Here is a 19,358-nt window from a genome sequence, read left to right as displayed (position 1 = left end):
TCCCCTTCCTTAAGCCTGTTTGTTTAGGTTTAACTTCCGAAAAGATAAAATAAAAAACTTCTACTGATTCAAAGAATAATGAACTTTTTTCCTTGTTAGACGTAACATTCTTGTGTAGTTTTAAGACAGCCCTTACATATGTTACTAGGACGTAAAACATGCACTCTGTCATTCTACAAAATAGAAAGCTGGTTAACAGGTTGCAATGGTTTTTCTTATACACTGTCCTCGTCATTGGCCTGACATTTTCTTACACTTATGCTGCAGACCAACCAAAAGCATACCAGACGCAGTTGTCGGCGGCTGATATTAAAAATATCGCTACAGAGTTAAAGTATTATGATGAAATCCTCACATCTTCAGTACTCAGCTATGGTTTTTCAGGAGATGAAAAATGGTTGAATCGTTATAACCAATATGAGCCTAAACTTACCCAGTTAATTGATCAGCTTTTATCAAGGAAAAACCCACAAGATAACGAATTAGTCAAAGCATTAGAAAGCACAAACCTAAAGCTCGTCGCATTAGAAAGCCAAATGATAAATGCTATTAAACAGGGTGATCGTAAGCTGGCTATGGCGATAATCAACGGCGATGAATATCACAAACTAAAGTATGACTACCTCAACGACATTATCACTTTTACCGAAACACTTAGCGCTAGGGTTGCAACCTCGACGGACAGTTCCGATCAAAAAGCCATATTAACCGCTGAAGAGAAGAAGTGGATAGCTGAACATAAAGTGGTGATTGGCATCGACAATTGGCCGCCCATGTTGTTTATGCAAGAAGATGGCAGCATTGGTGGTTTAGCTGGCGCAATCATCAACAAGATAGTTAAAAATACCGGGTTACAGTTTGAGATCAAACAGGGCGAATGGAATAGTAATGTAGACGCCTTTAAACGTGGCGAAATAGATCTACTCCCCGATGCTTATTATGAAGAAGACAGAAAAGCATTCGGTAATTACAGCAAGCCTTTCTTTCTAGTTCGTGAACTATTTCATGTAAAAAACAAAAATACTCATTTACTCACTAATAGTGATCTGGCCAACGCCACAATTGCAATGCCGCAGGGCTATACCAGTCGTAAAAAACTCATCCAGCTATACCCTAATATCACTATCGTAGAGACAGCTGATATTGATGATTCTATTAAGATGGTTTTATCAGGTGAAGTGGATGCACTACTTGACTCTGAGTTAGCTATTCAACACGCAACCCGTCAACAAGGTAACGCTGAGCAAATTAGAGCAATAGATGAAGATGTGTTTCCACCGACTTCGGTGCACCTTTTTAGCACTAAGCGCTACCCTATTCTGCATTCTATTTTGCAAAAAGGACTGGACTCACTAAAACTAAGAGATTTGATGTTAACTAAGAACGATTGGTTAACCTCAGATGTTGAGCCTACACAAGAGGAGCAACCTGAGTACCTAGACTCTTTATTTACGATCATGCTAATCGTTATAGCCCTGTTCATATTTGCCACCATTGTCAGCTCTCGAATTTTAAAAGCTAATGACAAAGAACTCGCCACACGTTTTAGCTCCAAAAGTTTTAAACGTGCGATCTATATAGGGCTTACGGTTTTATCTATAGTGCTTATTGGTGTTATCGCCATGGTCACCCGACTTGCAGAGCAGAAAACACTGAGCGAAGTCGAATACAACTTACAAACCTTACTCGCTTCAACGCATCAACGACTGTTTTTTTGGGTCGATTATGAGCTCAACAGTTTGCAGCAAGTGGGTAGAAATCGAGATTTGGTCGATTTAGTTGAACAGCTACTGGTGCTGCCAAGAGACAGAGAGTCACTGCTTGAAGCAACGCTTCAAGCCAAAGTACGTAAGTTCTTTAATGATCGTGAAGGCGAGCCAGGCTCCTTTGGCTTCTTCATTATCGCCCCTGACAAAATCAGTGTATCTTCTCGCCGTGATGCCAATATTGGTGCTATCAATATTATTCAACTGCAGCGCCCCGAGTTATTAGAAAAAGTGCTCCAAGGCGAAAGTGTGTTCGTCCCCCCCATCAGATCAGACGTTTTCTTTGACAATAAATCCGGTACTAGTATCGTTGATAAGCCCCCAACGATGTTTTTTGCCGCGCCAGTGGTCAATAGCAACAATCAAGTTATTGCCATTATGACCAAACGAGTGAATTTTAATGGCGAGTTCTCTTCCATTCTATCGGCCGGATTTATAGGTCACAGTGGAGAAACCTACGCCGTAGATAAAACAGGTTTACTATTATCTAACGTCCGATTTGAAACCCAACTGCGCGATATTGGACTTATAACACAAGATCAAGACGCTTCACTAAATGTGCGTATTGCAGATCCCGGTACCAATTTACTTAATGCTAAAAACCCCGTAACCCCCGATGCAGATTGGCCGTTAACTTTAATGTCCGCGGGGATCACAAATAAGCAATCAGGTTTTAATTTAGAAGGTTACAATGACTACCGAGGTGTACAAGTTGTCGGTAGTTGGCTATGGGATGAAAACCTCGACATGGGTCTAGCCGCCGAGGTTGACGTCGATGAGTCCTTTGCTCTTATTCGCATTTTTAAATACACCGCTTGGTCGATTGTGTTTATTTCATTAGCCCTACTATTGGGCAGCACCTTATTTACCTTACGGGTCGGTACCCGAGCAACCCGCGCACTAACACGCTCACGTAAAGAGTTAGAAGTACTTGTTAAAGAGCGAACTGAAGCCTTAAAAGCTGCCATGCAAAAGGCCGAAGGCGCGACACTATCATTAGCAGAGCAGATGAAGTTCCAACAATTACTGATAGATACCGTCCCAATCCCGCTGTTTTATAAAGATGCTAATGGCAAGTTTTTAGGGTTTAACAAAGCCTACGAAGAGATATTTCAAGTTGAATCTAAAGACTTAGTAGGTTTAACGGTTAATGACCTCACCTATTTGAGCGAAGCGGATCGCAAGCTTTACCAAGCAGAAGACGATGAAGTCATATCGAATCAAACCACCATCAAAAAGGAGATGCGGATCCCCTTTGCCGATAACAAGGTGCACGACACGCTATATTGGGTAACCGGCTTTAAGGACAGTAATGGCAACCCCGGCGGTCTGGTTGGCAACTTCATTGACATTACCACTGAAAAAGAAAATGCCAGACAGCTTGAAATAGCAGTCAAAACAGCAGATGAAGCAACCCGAGCTAAAAGTGACTTCCTAGCTAATATGAGTCATGAAATACGCACACCAATGAATGCCATCATAGGTATGAGCTATTTAACTCAGCAGACAGAATTAAATCGAAAGCAATCCGATTACGTAACCAAAATCCAAAATTCAGCCGAATCATTACTAGGCATTATTAACGATATTCTAGACTTCTCTAAAATTGAAGCTGGAAAACTGGAGCTAGAAACAACACAGTTTAACCTTAATGATAGTTTTGACAATCTGGTACAAATCATCTCCCATAAGAGCCAACAGAAAGGGTTAGAATTGCTCATCGATATCGAACCCAATCTACCTGTTGACCTCATTGGCGACCCTTTAAGACTGGGACAAGTGTTGATAAACCTTGCCAACAACTCAATGAAGTTCACCGAAGAGGGCGAGATTATAATTAAAGCCCGTGCTGCAATGCAGGACGAGCAGCATGTAACCATTGAGTTCTCGGTTAAAGACACCGGCATAGGCATGACGCCTGAACAGCAAAGTCGTCTGTTTAAATCATTTAGCCAAGCCGATGCATCGACCACCCGAAAATATGGGGGAACCGGATTAGGACTGACAATCTGTAAGACATTAACCGAGTTAATGTCGGGTGAGATTTGGGTTGAGAGCACATACGGTGAAGGCAGTACCTTCTTGTTCACGGCTAAGTTTGCCATAGCAGACATGGATACCACACAGGCTGAAGTCTCGTCAGAGACCTTATTAGATCTTCCCATGCTCATTGTCGATGATAGCGTTGCCGCACGAGAGATTTTATTCACCCTATCCGAGAGTCTAGGGTTTCGACCAGACTTAGCCGCGACAGGGGCTGAAGCAATAGAAAAAATTAAATTGGCAGATAGCCAAGGAGAAGCCTACCAACTGGTATTGGCTGACTGGAAAATGCCTCAGATGGATGGCCTAGCACTTTGCAAAACTATTCAAGATGACGACAAATTAGTCAATCCACCTAAACTGGTTATCGTCACCGCCTACGACCGTGATGAAATGCTAAAAAAAGCGGACAAAGTGCAACTTGATAGTGCAATAACCAAACCCGTCAGTGCCTCAACCCTATTCGACACAGTAATGGCAGTAATGGGCAAAACCTTGCCCCAACCCACAGCCAATCAGAACGGTAAACTAAATACCTCCGCAGCAAAAGATATCGTGGGAGCCCATGTATTATTAGTTGAAGATAATGATATAAACCAAGAGATTGCCACCGAATTGCTCCATATGGCAAGCATCGAAGTGTCAACAGCTTGCAATGGTGAAGAGGCTGTCAATATGGCGTTAGCTAATCCATATGATGCAATCTTAATGGATATTCAGATGCCGATTATGGATGGTTACGAAGCCACCCGAAATATTAGGCTCAATCCTAACAGACAGCTTATTCCTATAATCGCCATGACGGCCAATGCGATGAGTGGCGATCGGGAGAAATGCCTTGAAGCTGGGATGAATGACCATATTCCAAAACCTATTAACCCGCAAGAGGTGTACAAAACACTGGCAAAGTGGATTGAGCCAACAGGAAAAGAGTTACCTCAAACCGTTAGTAGCAAGGATACACATGAAAAGATAGCGCAGCTTGAGCTACCCGATTTTGATGTCGACAGTGCACTGGCGCGCATGTCTGGCAATCAAAAGGCATACCAGAAAATGTTAGCTAAAGTGGTGCAATCCCAAGGGGATGCTGTCGCCACCGTAAGCCAAGCAATTGCCAATAACGATATAACCAGTGCAATAATTGCCATTCATACATTAAAAGGAGTGGCGGGCAATGTCGGCGCAATGTTTGTGGTACCTGTAGCAGAGCAAATTGAATCCAACCTCAACCAGCAAAAACAGCAAAAACAGCACAATAATTGCGTTATAGATACACAACTACAGCGACTTATAGACGAGTGCCAAATACAGCTCAATAAAATGATTGAGACCATTGAACAGGCATTAACAAAGGCAAACACCACAACGCTCGGTAGTGCGATATCTAAAGCTGAATTAAAAAGGCAGCTTGAAAACCTTAATCAACAAATAGAGCAACTTGATAGCACCGCAATCGATAGCTTAGATACCCTGTTTGAAAAGCTACAATCAGCTAATGACTCACTAGTCGGCCAATCACTTTATAAAGCACTATCACAATATGATTTCGACGAAGCTGAAACACTCATAGAAGCTTTTAGTCTTGAACTGCTGTCATTGCATGAACAAACAGATCCTGCACAACAAGTTAACTACCTTGCAGTTAATGAGATAGTTCACCAACTTAAAGTCATTGAGGCGCAAATAGAGGATTTTGACTCTGCTGCGGTTGATGGCATCGAAACCTTGCTCGAATGCCAACTACCACCGGAGGTGCAACAAGCTGCAGAAGTGTTACTTGGTACCTTGGCTCAATACGACTTTGAAACCGCTGAGTCACAGCTCAAACTGCTTTTGAGTACAATTGATAAAAATGATGCCGTCACCTAAACCAATAATAAAGGAATATAACAATGGTCGATGTAAAGAAGGCAACGATTCTTGCAGTAGATGATACCACTACCAACATTGAAGTCGTCAAAGGAATATTGTCTCAGGATTATCTTATTCAAGCCGCTCTAAGTGGCAAGATGGCACTGAAGATCATTGAAAAACGTCAGCCCGATCTTATTTTGCTCGATGTAATGATGCCTGAAATGGACGGCTATCAGGTATGTCAGCAGTTAAAGTCACAGGACTCAACCAAAGATATTCCGATCATTTTTCTAACCGCAAAAGTACAAGAGGACGATGAAACTAAAGGGTTAGCACTTGGCGCGGTTGACTATATTACTAAGCCTATCAGCCCTGCAATCCTCAAAGAGCGTGTCAAGAATCACCTACTGCTAAAAGCATCTCGAGATCTCATGGAGAGACAAAATGAGATCCTTGAAGAGCGGGTGATTGAGCGTACCAATCAGCTTGCAGAGCTTCAAGATGTAGCAATGGTAGCAATGGGCGCATTGGCAGAATCAAGAGATCCCGAAACAGGTAATCACATTCGTCGTACCCAGCATTACGTCAGGGTGTTAGCACAAGCTTTAGCAAAAATACCGAAATATCAACAGCAATTAACGCCTGAAGTCATAACCGCCATGTACAAGTCTGCGCCGCTGCATGATATCGGCAAAGTCGGTATTGCGGACAGTATATTGCTAAAGCCTGGCAAGCTCACAGAAGAAGAGTTTGAGATAATGAAAAAGCATGCCGCATATGGACGTGATGCCATTGTAGCTGCTGAGAAGTCGATAGAAGTGGCTGACAACTTTCTAACCTTCGCCAAAGAGATCGCCTATTCCCACCATGAGAAGTGGGACGGAACGGGTTACCCTGAAGGGTTAACCGCTGAAGATATTCCATTGTCGGCAAGATTAATGGCCATTGCAGATGTATACGACGCGCTAATTAGCAGCCGAGTTTACAAGCCTGCTTTCAGCCATGAAAAAGCAGTCAGTATTATTTCCAAGGGACGTGGCAGCCATTTTGATCCCAACATGGTTGATTGTTTCTTAACAATAACCGGTGAATTTAATGCTATTGCGCTGCGGTTCCTCGACCAAGATTAACGGAGCAGCCTAATCGCACTAAGAAAAACAGTAACCATCTGATAGTAAAAACTAAAGTAATCACGTATTCTGCTGTAAATAACTACTAGTAATTATTTTTACAGGAAAAAATACTGATGAACCAATTTGTTGAACACTTATTAACCGTGTTCATGGCATTTTTTGCAATCATGAACCCTATTGCTAACACAACCGTTTTTGCTGGTCTAACGGCTGGTATGAGTAATACCGAGCAGAGAAAAATTGCATTTAAATCACTGATGGTTACTTTCGTCATCATAGTGCTATTTGCGTTTTTAGGTAAAACCATTTTCCACCTATTTGGTATATCGCTGCCAGCATTGCGTATAGCGGGTGGCATTTTGGTGTTCCTTGTAGGTTACCATATGCTACATGGACAAAGCTCTAAGCTGCATACAGCAGCGGCAAGTTCAGATAGCAATATCGCTATCTCGCCTCTCGCAGTGCCATTACTTGCAGGACCCGGTACCATCGCCACCGCAATGAATTACTCGGCCGCTGGTGGTTGGCAAGAAATCAGCTTAACTGTGGTTTCCTTTGCAGTGCTCTGCCTAATTACGTTTATCTGCTTTGTTTTCTCATCTAAGATAATATCCGCCATTGGCGAAAGCGGTTTAAGTATAGTCACTCGTTTAATGGGGCTAATTTTGGCAGTTATCGGTGTGCAAATGGTAATAGATGGCGCCAGTGCTGTAGTTGCTAATATTCATTAAGGAGTGTGCTAAACACAATTTGGAGAGCATAAAACTGCAGCAAAAAAAGGCAGGTATCTGCTCAATACCCGCCTTCCATATACCGATTTGTTATGATAGAGCTTGATGGTGATTCACATTTTTATTCAGCCTATCAGTAATTCACCTTTTTTAAACAGTTTCCATTCCCCTGCAGCTAGCACGTTCCACTGCTCATTTTTTGTCAGTGGACGAGTGGCAATAACGGTCACCACATCGTTAGGGGTAGTCTCCTTATTAAAGTCAATCACCACATCGGTATCAATCAGTTTAGCTTTACCAAAAGGCGCGCATCGAGTGATATAACACAAGTTATTACTGCAATAACTCATTAAGTGTTCGCCGTCACTTAAGATCATGTTAAATACGCCAAGCGCTCTGATTTCGTCCGCTAAGGTCGCAATAAAGCGATACACTTGCAGCATATCGTCAGGCGCTTTATTGCCAAACTGCTCAACCACTTTATCCATTATCCAGCAAAATGCCATCTCGCTGTCGGTATCACCCACCGCATTAAAGCGTGTAGAGATAAATTTATCTTGATAATCGCTTAGCTGACCGTTATGGGCATAAGTCCAATACTGTCCCCAAAGCTCACGAGTAAAAGGGTGAGTATTTTCCAATGACACTCCACCACGGTTAGCTTGTCTTATGTGGCTCACCACCACTTCACTTTTGATCGGGTAGGATTTAATTAACTTTGCAACATGGGATTCGCTACTTGGGCGTGCATCTTTAAATGTACGATTACCTTTACCTTCATAAAAAGTAATTCCCCAACCATCAATATGTGGCCCGGTTACCCCGCCTCTTTCGGCAAGGCCTGTAAAACTAAACACAATATCAGTTGGTACATTGGCACTCATGGCCAGTAACTCACACATTAATCTTAATCCCATTCAATAATACCAATCAGTATAAAGATTTGATCGCTCAGCGAGAGTTTAGCGACTTTGAGGTAAAGCAATGAATGAAGAACATAGTTATTCTACATCCAAGTTCATTAACACAGAATCAAAGCCTCTAAAACTCGCCTGTAAGGAGTGTTTTTGGCTTCCTACTTCTGCGTTGAATAAACTCATAAGGGAATAACCATTGTGTCATTTACCCGCCTTGAATTAGTTCGCCAAAAACACTCTGAGTAGATCAACTACTTATACTGATTGGTATAAGCTACAACTCTATTAACCCATTCTAACCAGTTGCTGCGCATAGTGGAATGCTCCCTTAACACAAATAATTTAAACATTTGTTTGAAAAAGGCTTGTATTAAAACTGACTTGGGTTTAGATTTTATGAGACACAGGTCTGACCACAGACTATAATTGTGAAGTAGACCCGCAAATAAGTGACTCGCTGCAAGTGATAAGTCACAACTAAAAGGAGAATTACAGTGACTACCCTACTTTGGATTTTGGCGATGATTTTTACCATAGGCGCTTTTGCCTATTTAAGAGTCTCCCTACTCACTGCGACCATGGGTGCTGCCATAGTGATGGCTATCGGTACAGGTACAGCAGTTATCAGCCCGCTATTATGGGTTGCGTTTCTTGTTATCGCCCTACCGCTTAACCTTAGCTCTTTCAGACAAAATGTCATTACCCGTCCGCTACTAAAAATGTACCGCGGGATCATGCCTGAAATGTCGACCACGGAAAAAGAAGCGATTGAAGCAGGTACCACCTGGTGGGAAGCCGACCTATTTGCAGGGAAACCTGATTGGAGCAAACTTCACAACTACCCAAAAGCCACGCTAAGTGCTGAAGAGCAAGCCTTTTTAGATGGTCCAGTTGAAGAAGTCTGTAAGATGCTTAACCAGCATCAAGTATCTCATGAGATAGCCGATCTACCAGAAGAGATCTGGCAGTATTTAAAAGATCATGGTTTCTTTGCCATGATTATCAAAAAGAAATATGGCGGTTTAGAGTATTCAGCTTACGCTCAATCGCGAGTGCTACAAAAGCTTGCAGGTTTAAGCAGCGAACTGGCTTCAACCGTAGGTGTGCCTAATTCACTCGGTCCGGGCGAATTACTGCAGCATTACGGTACGACCGCTCAGCAAGACCACTACCTACCACGCCTTGCAAAAGGCTTAGAAGTTCCCTGTTTTGCACTGACTAGCCCAGAAGCTGGTAGTGATGCAGGCGCAATCCCAGATTTCGGCATCGTTTGTAAAGGCCAATGGGAAGGTGAAGAAGTGTTAGGCATGAAACTGACTTGGAACAAACGCTATATTACTCTAGCGCCAGTCGCAACCGTACTCGGTCTTGCCTTTAAGCTTCGCGATCCAGATCAGTTACTCGGTAAACAAGAAGAGCTAGGCATCACCTGTGCACTTATTCCTACTGATATTGAAGGGGTTGAAACAGGCCGCAGGCATTTCCCACTGAACTGCATGTTCCAAAATGGTCCAACCCGCGGTAATGAAGTCTTCGTGCCACTTAGCTTTATCATTGGTGGTCCAGAGATGGCAGGGCAAGGTTGGAGAATGTTAGTTGAATGCCTATCTGTTGGCCGTGGTATTACCCTGCCTTCTAACTCTGCGGGAGGCATTAAAACTGCTGCATTAGCCACAGGTGCATACGCTCGCATTCGTCGTCAATTCAAACTGCCTATCGGCAAGCTTGAAGGGATTGAAGAGCCAATGGCGCGCATCGGCGGTAATGCTTATTTAATGGATGCCGTGACCACGTTAACAACCACGGGTATCGACTTAGGCGAGAAACCTTCTGTTATCTCAGCGATTGTTAAATATCACCTAACCGACAGAATGCAAGGTTGTGTTATTGATGCAATGGACATTCACGGTGGTAAAGGTGTCTGTTTAGGCCCTGGAAACTACCTAGGTCGTGGATATCAAGCAGCGCCTATCGCCATTACGGTTGAAGGCGCAAACATTCTTACCCGTTCAATGATTATTTATGGTCAAGGCGCTATACGCTGTCATCCTTATGTACTGGCAGAAATGGAGTCAGCATTTGATACTGACGCAAACAAAGGTCTGCGAGACTTTGACGCCGCAATCTTTGGTCATATTGGGTTTACCACCAGCAACTTAGTTCGCAGTTTCTGGTTAGGCCTTACCTCAAGCCGCTTCTCTAACGCACCTTATTCAGATAAAACTAAGCGTTACTACCAGCAAATGAACCGCTTCAGTGCAAACTTGGCACTACTGTCAGATCTTGCTATGGCGACACTCGGTGGCAACCTAAAACGTAAAGAGCGCATCTCAGCTCGTTTAGGTGATCTGCTCAGTCAGTTGTACCTTGCCTCTGCGACATTGAAACGCTACGAAGATGAAGGTCGTCAATCTGAAGATCTACCTTTAGTACAGTGGGCCGTTGAAGATTCACTGCACAAGCTGCAAACATCACTCGATGATCTACTAGACAACTTCCCTATGGGTCTTGGTCTACCACTGCGTGCCATTATCTTCCCATTTGGTCGTCCATTAAAACGCCCAACAGACGTGCTAGACCATAAGGTTGCGAAGATTATGCAAACCCCTTGCGCCAGTCGTGAGCGTATGGGTAAAGGCCAATTCTGGACGGCAAGTGAGCACAACCCCGTTGGTATCCAAGAGCAAACCTTTAAGGACATCTTGGCGTCAGAACCTATCTACGACAAAGTCTGTAAAGCTGCAGGTAAGCGTCTACCGTTTATGTGGTTAGATAAGATAGCCGCTGAAGGTAAAGCGTTAGGTGTTCTGAGCGAAGATGAAGTGGCGCTATTAGAGCGTGCTGAAATCGGTCGTATGAAGTCTATTAATGTCGATGACTTTGACCCTGAAGAGCTAAAAGCTCGCGTGCTTGAGTTTGCTAAGCAGGAACAAGCTGCATAGCAAAAACCTGTAAAGCTAAGCTCACACCAAAAAGCCAGTCGATTATCTCGACTGGCTTTTTTAATGGTTTTGAAAGAACTAACCCTAATTGGTACTGTAACAATGGTATTAAGCCTCTTTCCCATTCAACTCAACACCCGTGGTATCGGCCGGTATTAAGCTTATCAACTCTACACCGTGGCTCAATGCTGTATCTGCAGCGCTAATCACTTTAACTTTACCCTCTTGCAGATAAATTAAAGGAATAGCTATTTGACCGTACTGCTGCATGAACATTGAATAATCAAAGTTCTCAGTGAGGTTAGTACTTTTTATTGTGGCGCCTTTAGCCATCAAACTGGCTAACTTTGAGTAAGAAACCGCATCTCCAAATAGGCATAAACGCTTTAGGTATGACTCAGATAACTGATGCCTAGCACTGCCATTACTGCTATCAGCATTATTAAGCCCATAAACCTTCTCGCCACCAAATACGTCTTGAAAGTAAAAACTCACTAATGGATTAAGCTGACGATAAGGCGACATGATTAACACTCGCCCTATTCCGCTCATATCCATATGATTCTCAGCATGCTCCGAGGCTGGATTACCAAAATAGACAGGAATATTATCCATTCTAGCCAAACGGATATTGTCCCAGTTATTGTCAGCAAGTAGTACTGTCACGCCTTTCAACATTAAGGTTTTTGCCAGTGCTCGTGAAAACTGCGACGCGCCAAAAATGAGTAAGCCTTGAGAAGAACCTGCTGTCACTCCTAATATTTTAGCCCAGCGACCAGCCGTTAAGCTCTGGATCACCACAGTGCCAATAATAATTAGAAACACCAGAGGCACAATCAACTCAGCACCAGCAACACCCGCATTTTCAAGTTTAATCGCGAACAACGAAGAGATAGCTGCCGCAACAATACCGCGAGGAGCAACCCAACTTAAAAACCATTTATCACCACTTGAAAGAGACGTACCGATACCACAACACCAAATACTAAGCGGCCTTGCGACGAGCATCACTACAGCTAACAGCGCTAAACCTTGCCAACCTAGGCTTAATAACGCATCGGCATTGAGCCTAGCCGCTAGCAGAATAAACAGTGCAGAGATCAACAGTACTGTGAGCGTTTCTTTAAATTCGAGAATATCGCTGATCTCAACCCCTTTCATATTCGCCAGCCAAATTCCCATTACAGTCACTGACAACAAACCCGCTTCTTCCTGCAATAAGTTAGAGCCGACAAACACCGCTAACATTAAGGTTAGTACCGCGGTATTGCGCAAGTAATGGGGTAACAAATTTTTTCGCAAAATAAGCCCTACTAGATATCCGCTTAATGCGCCAAAACCTAAACCAACAATTAGCATTGCTCCTAGTGCATGCAGTACGTGAGTCGTTGGATCCGCTGCGACAACTATGTATTCAAACACCAACACCGCGAGTATGGCTCCGATGGGGTCAATAACGATACCTTCCCAGCGCAAAATACTCGCAAGCTCTGTTTTAGGCCTAACACTGCGCAGCATAGGTACGATAACCGTCGGCCCAGTCACCACCACTAACGCGCCAAACAGGATAGCCATCAGCCAATCAAACCCCAGCAGATAATGCGTCGCCACACTGATGCATGCCCATGTAATTGCCGTACCTAAAGTGACTAAACGCGTAACCATGCCTCCGTGTTCACTGATCTCTTTGAAGTTTAACGTCAACGCACCTTCAAACAGAATCACCGCCACACCTAGAGAGATAATCGGGAATAGCAAGTCACCAAAAATTGCATCTGGATTTAAGAAATCCAGCGCTGGGCCAAGCAGCAACCCACAGAGTAATAAAGGTAAAATAGCAGGAAGCCTAAGTCGCCAGCCAAGCCATTGACAAAATAACGATAAAACCCCCAACAAAGCAAGCATTGCGGTGATCTGCTCCAGCATACAATTTCCTTATTCAATAATTGGCATCACGACATTGTTAACATAGGAGTAAATGTGCTGAATGTAAAAGTTATCTCGAGCAGATCGCTGATCTCGTCCCAAAAAGGGGAAAAACCATCCAGCAATGTGAATCGAACAGTGCTTCTGCGCTGCGTAATTGTCTATTAAAAGAGCGAGTCCACATCTGACGTTTTTTTAAATAGTCAGTGATGGCAAACTTCCATCACTGTATCTGTTAGGTTCAACGTCATTCTAGAGATTGCTCACCCCAACTGCTCATACTAATACCAATTGCATTAAGTATTTGGCCAGTACAGAGTCCCTCAGTCTTTTCAATTCAAAGCGCATTGGTAAAGAAATGGTTATTCCCTTTTAAGCCAATGCAAAGCAGAAGTGGAATGACTGAGGGCCTCACATAGTGCGGCTGAGGTTAAACAAATTGGCAAAACGCTGTATGCTTCGCTATGGGATTTGGATATACGACTAAATGGATTTAGGAGGTAGAGCGAAGCTCGATGCCAGAGCCGAGAATAACTATTAGCTCAAATCCCACTACTTACCTACAACGTTTTGAATTCCCGCTGAATGGTCAAACTTTTAATGCAATTGGTATAAACACAAACTAGGCTTAAGCTATGGAAATATAAGTGAAACTGGGGTATTGTTTCGAAACTAAATGGAGTGCTACCTGACATAAAGTAGCATAGAGTCATGGAAGGACTACGGATCCTATTGAGTTTTTATTTTCAGCAAATAGCTCAAGTTGCTGCAACTTTCCGCAAACAGTGCTCACCCAAAAAATTTGAACTCAAACAAGCAATAATCTTGTCGCTTGAAGTTTTAAACTTTAATTTTGAATTCATGCATCTACACACTCTTAAACACTAAAAGTAACCAATATGATGAAAACATCGGCACTAATTAATTTTGTACAAAAGTTATCTTCTTTGCAGCGTGTCGTTATTCAAGCTCATGATTACCCAGATCATGATGCCATTGCTTCTGCCTATGCCATGTCAGTGCTACTCAAAGAGCTGGGAATTGATTCAATTATTGTTTATAACGGCGAAATTGACCGTATATCGTTATCTAATATGATTGAGTGGTTAAACATACCTGTGAGCCATTGTAGCAAGGCTCAACTTACTACATTGGACAAAATTATTACCATTGATGGCTGTATTGGCGAGCGCAATGTCACCGATATGCCCGGTGAAGAGATTGCAGTGATTGACCACCATGTGGTTACCCCACCCAATAATTTATGGTTTAGTGATGTCAGAGAAGACTATGGTGCTACGGCAACGATATTGTTTGAGTACTTTCAGGCTTTCAACATTAACATGTCTAAAGATGTCGCGACGGCATTACTCGTTGGCCTAAAGATTGATACCGCACATATGACCCGCGGCGTTTGCTCTGCCGATCTAAAAGCATTTGTGATGTTCAATCAACAAGCAGATTTGGCATTAGTGAATAAAATCTGCCGCAATGAAATTACCTATTCTGAGCTCAACTTATTTGAGCACGTTTGCCAGTCAGTAAAACAAACTGAAGGTGTCGGGCTTGCAACAGTGTCGATTGATTGCCCAAAAAATATGCTAGGTATTTTAGGCGACTTCTTACTGACAGTTAATGAACTGGATGTTGTGGTCATCGCGCAGTCTAGCCAACGCGGCATTCAGCTCTCTCTGCGCTCAGAATGCCAGTATGTTGATGTTGCTAAAGTGGTGAGGGAGCAACTAAACATTAAAAGCTTTGGTTTTGGTGGCGGCCATCCACATATGGCTGGCGGTATTGTGTTTAAAGATTATCTCAGTGAATTCATCACCGAAAAAGAGCTTCACCTATCGCCAATAATAGATTCAATTTTAGCTTTGAGACGCAGTGCTTAAAAAACTCGAATCGGCAAATAAAAGAGTGTAATTTTACTTACAACAAGAGTTCAGCAACGAAAAAAGCCTCTGCATTTCTGCAGAGGCTTTCGTCTTTTATTGGCGGAGCGGACGAGACTCGAACTCGCGCCCTCGGCGTGACAGGCCGCGTTCTATTCATAAGTAGCCTAACCAACTGAACTACTGCTTAGTAGTAAATGGTTAATCATTTTAAAAGAGATAAAATGTAAACGAAAAAAGCCTCATCTTTCGATGAGGCTTTCGTCTTTATATTGGCGGAACGGACGAGACTCGAACTCGCGACCCCCGGCGTGACAGGCCGGTATTCTAACCAACTGAACTACCGCTCCAAAACTCTAATAAAAACCAATTATCTTAGTCTCTATTTCTATTCGTTATGTCACTAACAAATAGCGTAAATTTTAGCACTTGATTGGCGGAACGGACGAGACTCGAACTCGCGACCCCCGGCGTGACAGGCCGGTATTCTAACCAACTGAACTACCGCTCCACATCAAGTGCGATGAATAATACGTAGACTGTTAAACTCCGTCAATAAGTTTTTTCAGCAATTATTACTAACCAGCTAAAAAATGTTCAATTTTGATATTTAACGTACAACAATCGCAATTTATGGTTTAGTTTCCAGCTTTAGGATCATCAAAATCTTCCGGCATCATCAAATCAATCTCATCAAGCTCCATGGTAATCTCCTGTTGACGGGACTCTTTATCTATTCTTGCTTGGGTTGCAGCGAGTGCCTTTTTCAAGTTACTGCGTTTACGGACAAACAGTAAAATCAAAATACCCAAAATAAGTAAAACCGTATTAATAGTAATCAACCAAAATATTGCATCTTGTTTTGCCGAGTCTTCAGCCTTCTTGGCTTGCAACTCTGCTCTTGCTGCGAGCTCCTCTTTTGAAGGCGGTGGCTCAGGCGGTTTAACAAAATTAAAAAATAGCTCCGGTAAGGTCAAATAGATCTCCCGTCCTGCTTTAGTGGTGCTCACCGCAGTTAGCTTAATTCGATAACTACCAAAATCATTCACTGGTTTTAACTGAAAACGACTATCAGCTTCAGTAATATCTGATATCGACTCTAATAACCTCATACCAGCAGGACCGACAATATCTGCTTCGATATGAGTCTGTGATAACAGCAACTCATTATCATCGACGCTTATGTGCAGATCCCACCGCCCTGCTTGTGCACTTTCTGGCGCGACAATCTCCACATTAATTGGTCGTGTTGACAAGGTAAAAGCTTCAGAATACTGACGCTCAAGCACGGCGTTCTTAGCATCTACCTGTAAGGTATATCCGCCCCAAGCTTGGGTTAGGTTTATTTTACTAGTAAAGACCCCGTCATCAGGGGATTCATCAAGCTTTTCACCATCATCTCGATAAGTGCCGACAACAAAACTGCCAGCCGCAAAGTTTTCATCACCGGGATTGTTATCGCTGATAAACTTAGCTGTCCAGCTCATCAGATAATCTAAACCTGGCAAGCGGACTTTTTCATCATCACCAATCAAACGAGTAGTTAACTTTAGGCGTTCACCTTGGTAGAGCGGCTGCGGGATAGGATCGACGTCGATTGAAAGTTTTGAGACTTTATCAATAACAGAGCCTTCTACCACCCTCCCAATAAGCTGCCAAGGACCTGGCATTGGGTTTTCAATAGTGATCATATCGCCGGTCAATCCATCCATCCACTTTACAGATTCAGGATGGCGACTGGCGTACCATTTACTGCCATCTGGTTGAACCACAATTACAGGTGCACTGCCGTACTCGCGTTGAATAAGCAAGGTGACACTGTCGACCATATGGTCAATTCTAAAGCGATTTTTCAATTCAGAAGCTTGAGATGACAGGATCACGTCAGCAATGGCGATACGGCTTAGCAAAAGCCCAATAAGTATTGCCGCTACACATGTTGTTACGCGTTTAATCATAGATAAAAATCTATCCTCGCCAGATACACTGCCCAGATTTAGCGACTAAGTCGAGTCGCTCTTCATGTCTAGTTAGTTCATCGGCCGATGCGCTGATCACTTTAAGTTTTGCTCGATCTTTAGGGAGGCGATTTATACCGCCGCTCTCTTGACCCGCTTTTTCACTTGATAGATTAAACTTAGTTTGCCCACCCGTCATGATGAGGTAAACGTCAGCTAAAATCTCAGCATCGAGTAATGCGCCGTGAAGATCACGGCGAGAGTTATCAATACCGTAACGCTTACACAAGGCATCGAGGTTATTTTTCTGTCCAGGATGAAGATGTTTGGCGATGGCGAGCGAATCGAGTATTTGACATATTTCGGCAGTCTTAGGCCCAATCGGCTGTAACATCGAAAACTCATGATCCATAAAGCTAACGTCGAAGTTTGCGTTATGTGCCACAATTTCAGCGCCATCAATAAACTCAATAAAACTTTGCGCTATTTGATGAAACTTAGGTTTGTCTGCGACAAATTCATTGGTGATCCCATGAACTTCAATCGCCTCTTCGTCAATAGGCTGTAGCGGATTGATGTATTCGTGGTAATGGCGCCCAGTTAGCTTGCGGTTTACCACTTCAACACAACCAATCTCAATAATTCGATGGCCAAGATAGATAGGGCCACTAGATTGGTTCATACCTGTGGTTTCGGTATCGAGAATAATTTGGCGTTTAGCGCTTGAAATAATGTTCATGTGAATTAATGCATTTCTCAGTTAAATTTTTGGGTATACTCGCCCAGCACTTTAGCTATGGTACCAACTTGATGACTGGACTGAAACAGATCTCTATCTTTACCGACGGTTCTTGCTTAGGAAACCCAGGACCTGGGGGCTACGGCATTGTAATGAAGTACAAAAAGCATACTCATGAACTCGCCGATGGTTTTGCATTGACCACCAATAACCGCATGGAGATGCTCGCTCCCATTGTGGCATTAGAGGCACTAAAAGTCCCTTGCCAAGTGATATTAACTAGCGATAGCCAATATATGCGCCAAGGGATCACGCAATGGATCCATGGCTGGAAACGCAATGGTTGGGTGACATCGACTAAGCAGCCAGTGAAAAATGTTGATTTATGGCAACGTCTTGATGCCGTCTCGCAGTTGCACCAAATTGATTGGCGCTGGGTTAAAGGCCATGCAGGGCATGTTGAGAATGAGCGCTGTGATGACTTAGCACGCCAAGCTGCTGAGAAAAAGCCGACTCAAGAAGACAGCGGCTATCTCACACAACAAGATTAATTGACTTAGCTATCGGTGTTTAAAAAATCTTGGCAAAAAGCAATGAACGCCGCACCGATAGCTGTAAAATTACGACTCTTATGGTGAATTCGGTAGAACTTTCGTTCAAGCAATAACCCCTCTACATTGATAACAGCCAGTTCTTTACGACTGATCTCTTTCTCAAGCGTTAACTCTGACAACACCCCTAAACCGGCTCCCTGTTTAACGGCTTGTTTAATGGCGTCAGGGGTTGAGAAGCGAAACTTCTCTTGCGGCTGCATATCAAGCATATTGGCGGCATTAACAAAGTAATCTCTCGTGCCAGAGCCCTCTTCTCTCATCACCCAAGGTTGACCCGTCAACGCTTTAGGGCTCACGGTTTTGCCCGCTAGTGGGTGTGCTGGATGACAGAAAATGAGTAAACAGTCTTTATGCCACGCTTCTACAGCAATGCGGCTATCGAGGCATTGCCCTTCAATAAAGCCCATTTCACTTCTAAATTCGAGCACAGCATTAATGACCGCTTGGCTATTATCAATATCGACATTAACCAGTGTATTGGTATGCTGCTGACAAAATGCCACTGCGCTTTTTGCCAATAAATAGTTGCCGATGGTGGAGCTGGCACTCACGTTGAGATCCCCACCTAGCTCACTGCCTGCTGGCGAAAATGCATGCTCTATTTGATCAATTTTTTGCAATGCGTCAGTCGCCAATGGTAACAACATACTGCCTTGGGAGTTCAATCGTAGTCGATTGCCAATTCGCTCGAATAAGCGAGCATCAAGCTGCTTCTCGAGTTCAGAAAGTGCCATCGAGGCAGCTGGCGATGACAGGTTAACCATTTCAGCAGCTTTTGCCACTTGGCCGCTACGAGCAACGGCTTCAAAGATGGCGAGTTGTTTTAAAGTAATACGCATT

The 19,358-nt window shown here is 43.4% G+C and carries 11 protein-coding genes and 2 tRNA genes; 6 read left to right on the top strand and 7 right to left on the bottom strand.

Annotation, left to right across the window (positions count from 1 at the left end):
* The first annotated feature begins 158 nt into the window (after nucleotides 1–158).
* The 3 genes from L2730_RS15290 to L2730_RS15280 all read left to right on the top strand — a co-directional run bounded on the left by L2730_RS15290 (nucleotide 159) and on the right by L2730_RS15280 (nucleotide 7,527).
* On the top strand, nucleotides 159–5,678 hold the full coding sequence (locus L2730_RS15290; RefSeq protein ID WP_248975384.1) for a response regulator: 5,520 nt from the start codon (nucleotides 159–161) through the stop codon (nucleotides 5,676–5,678).
* Nucleotides 5,679–5,701: 23 nt separating this feature from the next.
* On the top strand, nucleotides 5,702–6,793 hold the full coding sequence (locus tag L2730_RS15285) for a response regulator (RefSeq protein WP_248975383.1): 1,092 nt from the start codon (nucleotides 5,702–5,704) through the stop codon (nucleotides 6,791–6,793).
* A 116-nt stretch (nucleotides 6,794–6,909) separates the two neighbouring features.
* Entirely contained in the window at nucleotides 6,910–7,527 is a 618-nt protein-coding gene (locus tag L2730_RS15280; protein ID WP_248975382.1) for a MarC family protein, read from the top strand.
* Nucleotides 7,528–7,652: 125 nt separating this feature from the next.
* Here L2730_RS15280 and L2730_RS15275 read toward each other — a convergent pair whose 3' ends face one another.
* Nucleotides 7,653–8,429: a class II glutamine amidotransferase gene (locus L2730_RS15275; RefSeq protein ID WP_248975456.1), complete on the bottom strand. Its 777-nt coding sequence runs from the start codon at nucleotides 8,427–8,429 to the stop codon at nucleotides 7,653–7,655.
* A 509-nt stretch (nucleotides 8,430–8,938) separates the two neighbouring features.
* Between L2730_RS15275 and fadE the strand changes: the two genes are divergently transcribed.
* On the top strand, nucleotides 8,939–11,386 hold the full coding sequence (gene fadE, locus L2730_RS15270; protein ID WP_248975381.1) for an acyl-CoA dehydrogenase FadE: 2,448 nt from the start codon (nucleotides 8,939–8,941) through the stop codon (nucleotides 11,384–11,386).
* A gap of 108 nt (nucleotides 11,387–11,494) precedes the next feature.
* On the opposite strand, the gene L2730_RS15265 is transcribed toward fadE, so the two are convergent.
* Complete coding sequence (locus L2730_RS15265; protein WP_248975380.1) at nucleotides 11,495–13,312, bottom strand: cation:proton antiporter; 1,818 nt, start codon at nucleotides 13,310–13,312, stop codon at nucleotides 11,495–11,497.
* A gap of 899 nt (nucleotides 13,313–14,211) precedes the next feature.
* Here L2730_RS15265 and L2730_RS15260 point away from each other — a divergent pair.
* A complete protein-coding gene (locus L2730_RS15260; RefSeq protein WP_248975379.1) occupies nucleotides 14,212–15,207 on the top strand; it encodes a DHH family phosphoesterase in 996 nt (331 codons plus the stop codon).
* 273 nt (nucleotides 15,208–15,480) lie between these two features.
* Here L2730_RS15260 and L2730_RS15255 read toward each other — a convergent pair.
* The 4 genes from L2730_RS15255 to dnaQ form a co-directional block, all read right to left on the bottom strand.
* Nucleotides 15,481–15,557: transfer RNA gene (locus L2730_RS15255), tRNA-Asp, on the bottom strand.
* A gap of 84 nt (nucleotides 15,558–15,641) precedes the next feature.
* Nucleotides 15,642–15,718: transfer RNA gene (locus L2730_RS15250), tRNA-Asp, on the bottom strand.
* Between the two features lie 127 nt (nucleotides 15,719–15,845).
* Entirely contained in the window at nucleotides 15,846–17,165 is a 1,320-nt protein-coding gene (locus L2730_RS15245; protein ID WP_248975378.1) for a TIGR03503 family protein, read from the bottom strand.
* A 10-nt stretch (nucleotides 17,166–17,175) separates the two neighbouring features.
* Nucleotides 17,176–17,904 (bottom strand): DNA polymerase III subunit epsilon, encoded by a 729-nt coding sequence (gene dnaQ, locus L2730_RS15240; protein WP_248975377.1) that lies wholly within the window; start codon nucleotides 17,902–17,904, stop codon nucleotides 17,176–17,178.
* A 71-nt stretch (nucleotides 17,905–17,975) separates the two neighbouring features.
* Between dnaQ and rnhA the strand changes: the two genes are divergently transcribed.
* Nucleotides 17,976–18,455 carry a ribonuclease HI gene (rnhA, locus tag L2730_RS15235; protein ID WP_248975376.1) on the top strand — a complete coding sequence of 160 codons (480 nt, stop codon included), beginning with the start codon at nucleotides 17,976–17,978 and terminating at the stop codon, nucleotides 18,453–18,455.
* Between the two features lie 5 nt (nucleotides 18,456–18,460).
* Here rnhA and L2730_RS15230 read toward each other — a convergent pair whose 3' ends face one another.
* Complete coding sequence (locus tag L2730_RS15230) at nucleotides 18,461–19,357, bottom strand: LysR substrate-binding domain-containing protein (protein ID WP_248975375.1); 897 nt, start codon at nucleotides 19,355–19,357, stop codon at nucleotides 18,461–18,463.
* Between the last annotated feature and the right edge of the window lies 1 nt (nucleotide 19,358).

Origin of the sequence: Shewanella kaireitica (assembly GCF_023284045.1) — a bacterium.
GTDB classification, from domain to species: Bacteria; Pseudomonadota; Gammaproteobacteria; order Enterobacterales; family Shewanellaceae; genus Shewanella; species Shewanella kaireitica.
The sequence above is the reverse complement of the archived record's forward strand: the minus strand, read 5'-3'. Positions and strand labels throughout refer to the sequence as shown.

What these genes read in the sequence shown, in the direction of transcription:
- L2730_RS15290 (WP_248975384.1), top strand. Translation starts at nt 159, where the DNA reads ATGCACTCTGTCATTCTACAAAATAGAAAGCTGGTTAACAGGTTGCAA.
- L2730_RS15285 (WP_248975383.1), top strand. Translation starts at nt 5,702, where the DNA reads ATGGTCGATGTAAAGAAGGCAACGATTCTTGCAGTAGATGATACCACT.
- L2730_RS15280 (WP_248975382.1), top strand. Translation starts at nt 6,910, where the DNA reads ATGAACCAATTTGTTGAACACTTATTAACCGTGTTCATGGCATTTTTT.
- L2730_RS15275 (WP_248975456.1), bottom strand. Translation starts at nt 8,429, where the DNA reads ATGTGTGAGTTACTGGCCATGAGTGCCAATGTACCAACTGATATTGTG.
- L2730_RS15265 (WP_248975380.1), bottom strand. Translation starts at nt 13,312, where the DNA reads ATGCTGGAGCAGATCACCGCAATGCTTGCTTTGTTGGGGGTTTTATCG.
- L2730_RS15260 (WP_248975379.1), top strand. Translation starts at nt 14,212, where the DNA reads ATGATGAAAACATCGGCACTAATTAATTTTGTACAAAAGTTATCTTCT.
- L2730_RS15245 (WP_248975378.1), bottom strand. Translation starts at nt 17,165, where the DNA reads ATGATTAAACGCGTAACAACATGTGTAGCGGCAATACTTATTGGGCTT.
- dnaQ (WP_248975377.1), bottom strand. Translation starts at nt 17,904, where the DNA reads ATGAACATTATTTCAAGCGCTAAACGCCAAATTATTCTCGATACCGAA.
- rnhA (WP_248975376.1), top strand. Translation starts at nt 17,976, where the DNA reads ATGACTGGACTGAAACAGATCTCTATCTTTACCGACGGTTCTTGCTTA.
- L2730_RS15230 (WP_248975375.1), bottom strand. Translation starts at nt 19,357, where the DNA reads ATGCGTATTACTTTAAAACAACTCGCCATCTTTGAAGCCGTTGCTCGT.